Genomic DNA, 5,471 nt, shown 5'->3' with positions numbered 1-5,471 from the left:
GCAAAGACTGGCTGAAGCGGGGCTCGTTGCTTCTGTCGGCAGTGTTGGGGATTCCTATGATAACGCCCTGGCGGAGACCATTAACGGGCTTTACAAAACCGAACTCATCTATCGGCAAGGACCATGGAAAAACAGGGATGCTGTTGAGCTGGCAACGCTTAAATGGGTCGACTGGTTCAACAATCGGCGGCCCCTGTCCTCCATTGGAAACATCTCCCCAGCAGAAGCTGAGGCCCGCTTTTATGCACAACAGAAATCACATGCATTAGCCGCGTAGTTCAGATAAAAAACGTCTCCATAAAACCCGGGGCAATTCAATCCAGTTCATGCCCTTATAGACACCTACTCCGACCAGTATGAGGGTGCCGATACCGGTCACCATGGATGACAGTCCCAACACTCCACCCAGACCAAGTGTCGCAAGCCCGCTAGTAATGCCGGCAGCACTGAGACCGACAACGCTGCCACTGAGATAGACGGCTGCAATAGGTACCCCAACTGCAGAAGCTCTGGCGGTCAGATCTTTCATCTGGCTGACATATTGATCGTCTGAAATATCGCCACGCAGGATTTTTTCGTCCTGAATAACCACCGCTTCGAGGAAAGAAAGTTGCTTTCTATCTACTCCCATCAACTGTGCTAAGGAAATAATGTTTGGGTTGTCCGCTGCATTTTGTATTGGCTCTCCCTGATCATCTTTGGGTTTCAATGCATGAATGAAGCTGATGGCGTCCTTCATGAGGGAAATGCCGAGGGCGAATTCCTGTCCTGATGGTAAGGATTGATCAATCTGTGCTTTCAGCGATATGGGATTACTCGTTGAAATGCTGCTCAACAGGCTGTTCATTTCACGGCGCATGTCCGATGAAAAATCAAGACGTACCATAAGCATCTGCAAAAATGCGAGTGCCTGATCGTTCATGCCTCCTTCTTGCACAGCCAAAATGGCCAGCAAACCGACATAGGCAATCCTGACTGGAGGCGGCATGTCGCTCAGAATAACGATCTTATCAGAAGCAGATGTTTTACCCAGTTCGCGCAGTTTTTTGATTGTGTCAAAAAATGCTTTCAGACTTTTTATATTAATACTTGAATTAGTGTTGGGGATAATAAAAGTTTCTTTTCCACAATTGATATGCAGGGTTTGCTTATCATCGAGTGTGGCACCTACGAGATCGTCAAATGATATCGTAATTTTTATGTTTCCATCGTTGTATCGGAATGTACTATTGGTGACGAGGAAACCTTCATCAGAGCCACCAAAAAAAGTCGTATCGCACAGATATAAAACACGGGTCGCATCAATATCCGGCGCATATGCTTTTATAGCATTGGTTAATTTCTTTTCTGGAATATTAGGAGACATAAACATGTCGCCCGAAGATACTGCGATGCTTACCACTACATTTTGGATAAGATAAAAAAAGGTATCGGGTAGTAAGAATGTGACGCGTGCATAATTTTTATCATCCGAATTATTTTCGTTAATCTTGCAAGTGTCAAAAATACAGTCTTCAGATGGGATGTCGGGACAGCAAATGGTTGTCTGGGAACGTGTGATCTGCTTCTGGCCATTCTGCTCCGCTATCGTGCAGACGGACAGATCAAGCACAGGCATATCCTTGTGCAGCTTGTCGCCAGTGTTCAGTAGACAATGACTTGCGGTATATGTCGTCCCTTCCGGGGGACGTGGTATTGTGAATTCGCGCCTTAAAAGGTCTTTTTCAAAATCAGAAAGAGCCATTGTGCTATATATTCCCAGTATTATGTTCAATTCTCGAACAACATGTGAGACAATATATATTGTCTCATGGTTGCTTTTGACTGAATGTGACAAATTACGCGTCGAAGCGGAATACTATGTTCCGCTGTGTCTGCTACCGATCTCAGACATAGGTCTTTGACTTTTCATGGTTGATTGTAATCATGCATAATTGTGGCTTCATTTCAGATTACGTGCTCTGATTTCCACTTCGGAAAGTTCGTGTTCAGGCAACTCAAGAACAACGGGAGCCATTCCGATAGTTTGCCACTCATCAAAGTCTTAGGTGACCGAGGATTGGGTAAACTGTTAGTTTTTACGTCCAGAACTCTCTATAGAAATCTTTAGAAGGGAGGATATATAAAATGTAGGCTCATTGGATCTGTTGCTATATGAACAATTGTGTGGATTACCTTTTCTCAGTCAGGGGAAGGTAATGGGTAATTATCTCTAAATATAAAAGAAGGCGACCTGCAGATCGCCGTTTTCTTAATTATATTAGCGTGCAGACGTCACACTTATCTGCTTTCCCTTTTCATTAAATGTATAAATCCAAGCCCCTCTTCTGATATTAACGGTTGATCCCGTATAACCTGTAAGACCATCGTCTTTTCCGTTGCCCGCATTAAGGACTGTAAGTTGATGCCCTCGTTCATCATAGACATGAACCCAAGATCCTTTTTGCACGACATTACCAATAGCCATTTCACTTTCTCCTTCTGAGGATAGGTTATCCGTATATTCTAAAATATTGCAAGGCGCGTAAAGGAATGCTGGATTTCGACTTTGTCGAGGGGTAGGGAATTCGTGTTAATTCTGTTATTAGCCTCTCATGAGACGACTAGCCTTGATATTTCTCTGCGTCCTTTACGCAGGCCTCCTTCATGCAGAAGAAGATAACTGCAACGATTTTGGGGCGAATAGCCATCTACCAAAGATTGTAAATTCCCGGCTAAGTTTAGGCACTAAATTACTGTGCAACAAAGGCTATGCGGTCTTAGCTTCCGCTGTTTCGCACGGTCCGCTCTGGTCAGCCGAACATCTTTGGTCGGATGATGTCGAGGCAGCAGAAAGGCTAAAAAGGGCAGGCCATTTCTATGCAGACATTCGGTTTGCGGGCAGCGCGGATTTACAGGACTATTATAACTCCATTTATGACCGTGGACATATGGCACCGAGTGGTGACCAGCCTACAGAAGCATCCCAGGCAGAGACTTACGCACTCTCAAATGTGGTGCCTCAGACTGCTAGTCTGAATGAAGGCATCTGGTCACGTGTGGAGCGGCGTGTGCGTGATATGGCTGATGATGAAGGAGAGTTGTATGTGGTGACAGGCCCCGATTTTCATTTGCGCCCCATTCAGACCATGGGGCATGATCGCGTGTACGTGCCGTCCTCAACGTGGAAAGCTGTCTATTCTCCGAGCAAGAACAAAGCATCGGCATATGTGTGTAAAAACGCGCAACAGCATCCACACTGCACGCAGGTTACAGTAGCAACGCTCATACGGAATGTCGGGATTGACCCGTTTCCAGCAGTGTCAGCACAGATTAAAGCGCAAGCATGGAAGTTGCCTGCGCCTTAATTGGATTTAAAGTTGTCTCAAAGCCGTCTGTAGTCTTTCTGCTGTTGAGATCAATTGTCCAACAATTCCGGCCTAAGTTCGGTTTTTGGGAATGATCTTCTGGAGATTGAAAGCTGTCGGATCTCGTTATGGAGTGAACCGTTTCAATCAGTAGTATTCCAGATGCCTCATATTTTATTTTTTCGTCTTTTTAAATATATTAAAACATTGAACTCTAACAAAATCTGAATGCATATTACTCTGGTAGAGGAATTTACGATTTATAATTTTCTGTTTATGTTGATACAGTTTTCTTGTTGAGAAGAAAATATTTCAAAGGATATGAAAATTATGGAACATAATAAACACGAAGATAATTATTTGCATCATTTGACATGTGATATTGTCGTTGCTTATTTGTCTGGAAATACCATACCATTTTCTGATTTACCTTCACTGATACAACAGATTTATCGTGCGCTTGCGTGCGTTGAGATGGACGTAAGTGATGATAAAGAGCTAGTTCCTGCAGTACCTATTAAGAAATCGGTGTTTCCTGATTATATTATCTGTTTAGAAGATGGGAAAAAGGTGAAAATGCTCAAACGCCATCTGATGTCAGCGTTTGGCCTCACACCTTCAGCTTATCGTAAAAAATGGGGATTGCCGGCTAATTACCCGATGGTCGCGCCAGCTTATTCAGAACAACGATCGCGTTTAGCTCGATCCTTAGGATTGGGGAATAACAAGTTACAAGAGATTACCGAACTACATCCAGAAAAATCAGAAGAAGATGCCATTGTGACACGCTTACCTGAAGTCAAAAGGGGACGTAAAAAGAAACTCGGTTGATTAAGGTTTTTTTTCCTGCCCCATGACGATCTCGCGTTGCTTCGTCAACTGACAATAGATCTTCATGGGGTTGGTGATTGGTCGGTTTCCTTTGTTTTGACTTAAAACAACGTGCCGTTTGAATCTAGTCGGGCTGACACTGCGATGGGCCTGCGGGAAAGATATAAAGGGCAAATCCCGTAGACCAATCAAATTCTTATTTTACGATTATATTTCCATAAGTTGATGGGATGAACTGCGGGACTCGAACCTGCATCAAGCCGCAGTGACATTTTTCTAACCCATTGAAACAGTATAAAGAATGCGACGTGCTGTCTTCTACTTTATGGCGTGACTTGTATCGTTGGTTAAGCATTCTGGGAAAAGCTAATTGCAAAAAGATTGGGTAGTGACTGTCTGCAATCGCCCTCTTCTCTGCCATCTAGGCGGTTGTGGCAGCTTCCCGAAAGTCGACATTCTTTAGGCACGCTTCGATCGACCAAATTTGAAACGGTCGAGTTCGAAGTGCAAAGTAGCAATAGCTTCAACCAGATATGCTTAATTTGATATAGTACTCATGCTGCATCTTGTCCGCTGTTCGTGACTGGAGATGCAGTTTCGATCGGCGAAACAGAAGCTATCGGCACAGATTCTGTGCCCATCATCATGTTATAATGCTGCTTGTGCCCAGTCTCTTCGAAAATACGCTTAAATACGTTGAGATAGGCGTCCACTGTGATGGCATCAGTGGAGATGTAGAGATCGTCATGTGTGCTGTGCGAACCGTCATTCACCCACGAAAAGAGTGATGCGCAGATTACCTTCTCACGGCCCTCAAACTTCTCGATAATCTTGTCCTTGTCCATGTTGCCAATGATTTTGAAATAGTTCTCAAGAATGCGGCGCAGTGTGTTTTGGATGGTGAGATTAGAACGGTTCTCGTTACGTACTTCGGACCAAAGTAATTCATAGGATGTCTTGATGGGGTTATGATCGAAGGATTCCAGCGTCGAGACATCATTGATCTTCTTAACGATCCAGAAGGTCTCGTGCGCGCGGCATTTGCTCTTTCGTTCGGGATCGAACGAGACTTCTTTGTGAAAATAGATGTTGTGAGTAAGCACGAACACCTGCCGGATCACGCTGTTCCTTGCATGGCTCAACTCAAACACGCGCTTGATCAAGCTGGAGACTATGAACAAAATATCACTGTCGACGCGGATTTCTTCTGTGGTTACCGTCCGTTATGCAAGAGTTTTCTGACCCATATTGACGTGTGATCGTGTGCGGTCTTCTGTAAGGCCTGTTGATGTG

At 44.3% G+C, this 5,471-nt stretch carries 6 protein-coding genes; 3 read left to right on the top strand and 3 right to left on the bottom strand.

The features are described 5' to 3' along the window. The coding region (locus FKW31_RS14275; protein WP_150178885.1) for an integrase core domain-containing protein at positions 1-277 on the top strand (277 nt) is incomplete at its 5' end. On the opposite strand, the gene FKW31_RS14270 is transcribed toward FKW31_RS14275, so the two are convergent. Both FKW31_RS14270 and FKW31_RS14265 read right to left on the bottom strand, forming a co-directional pair. Then, entirely contained in the window at positions 266-1,744 is a 1,479-nt protein-coding gene (locus tag FKW31_RS14270; RefSeq protein WP_150178884.1) for a hypothetical protein, read from the bottom strand. The two genes, FKW31_RS14275 and FKW31_RS14270, sit on opposite strands and share 12 nt — an antisense overlap. 516 nt (positions 1,745-2,260) lie before the next feature. Then, complete coding sequence (locus FKW31_RS14265) at positions 2,261-2,467, bottom strand: hypothetical protein (RefSeq protein ID WP_087636589.1); 207 nt, start codon at positions 2,465-2,467, stop codon at positions 2,261-2,263. A 127-nt stretch (positions 2,468-2,594) separates the two neighbouring features. Here FKW31_RS14265 and FKW31_RS14260 point away from each other — a divergent pair, with 127 nt between their 5' ends. Continuing rightward, positions 2,595-3,347: a DNA/RNA non-specific endonuclease gene (locus tag FKW31_RS14260; protein ID WP_087636588.1), complete on the top strand. Its 753-nt coding sequence runs from the start codon at positions 2,595-2,597 to the stop codon at positions 3,345-3,347. Between the two features lie 330 nt (positions 3,348-3,677). Next, positions 3,678-4,178, top strand: coding sequence for a MucR family transcriptional regulator (locus FKW31_RS14255; protein WP_087636623.1), 501 nt, complete (start codon positions 3,678-3,680; stop codon positions 4,176-4,178). Between the two features lie 554 nt (positions 4,179-4,732). On the opposite strand, the gene FKW31_RS14250 is transcribed toward FKW31_RS14255, so the two are convergent. Then, positions 4,733-5,359, bottom strand: coding sequence for an AAA family ATPase (locus FKW31_RS14250; RefSeq protein WP_255448270.1), 627 nt, complete (start codon positions 5,357-5,359; stop codon positions 4,733-4,735). Positions 5,360-5,471 lie beyond the last annotated feature (112 nt).

The organism is Acetobacter sp. DmW_136, assembly GCF_008690365.1.
Classification (GTDB): Bacteria; Pseudomonadota; Alphaproteobacteria; order Acetobacterales; family Acetobacteraceae; genus Acetobacter; species Acetobacter oryzifermentans.
This window is presented reverse-complemented; position numbering and strand designations above follow the sequence as displayed.

Excerpts from the sequence above, each read along its gene's own strand:
- FKW31_RS14260 (WP_087636588.1), top strand. The coding sequence starts at position 2,595 with ATGAGACGACTAGCCTTGATATTTCTCTGCGTCCTTTACGCAGGCCTC.
- FKW31_RS14255 (WP_087636623.1), top strand. The coding sequence starts at position 3,678 with ATGGAACATAATAAACACGAAGATAATTATTTGCATCATTTGACATGT.
- FKW31_RS14270 (WP_150178884.1), bottom strand. The coding sequence starts at position 1,744 with ATGGCTCTTTCTGATTTTGAAAAAGACCTTTTAAGGCGCGAATTCACA.
- FKW31_RS14265 (WP_087636589.1), bottom strand. The coding sequence starts at position 2,467 with ATGGCTATTGGTAATGTCGTGCAAAAAGGATCTTGGGTTCATGTCTAT.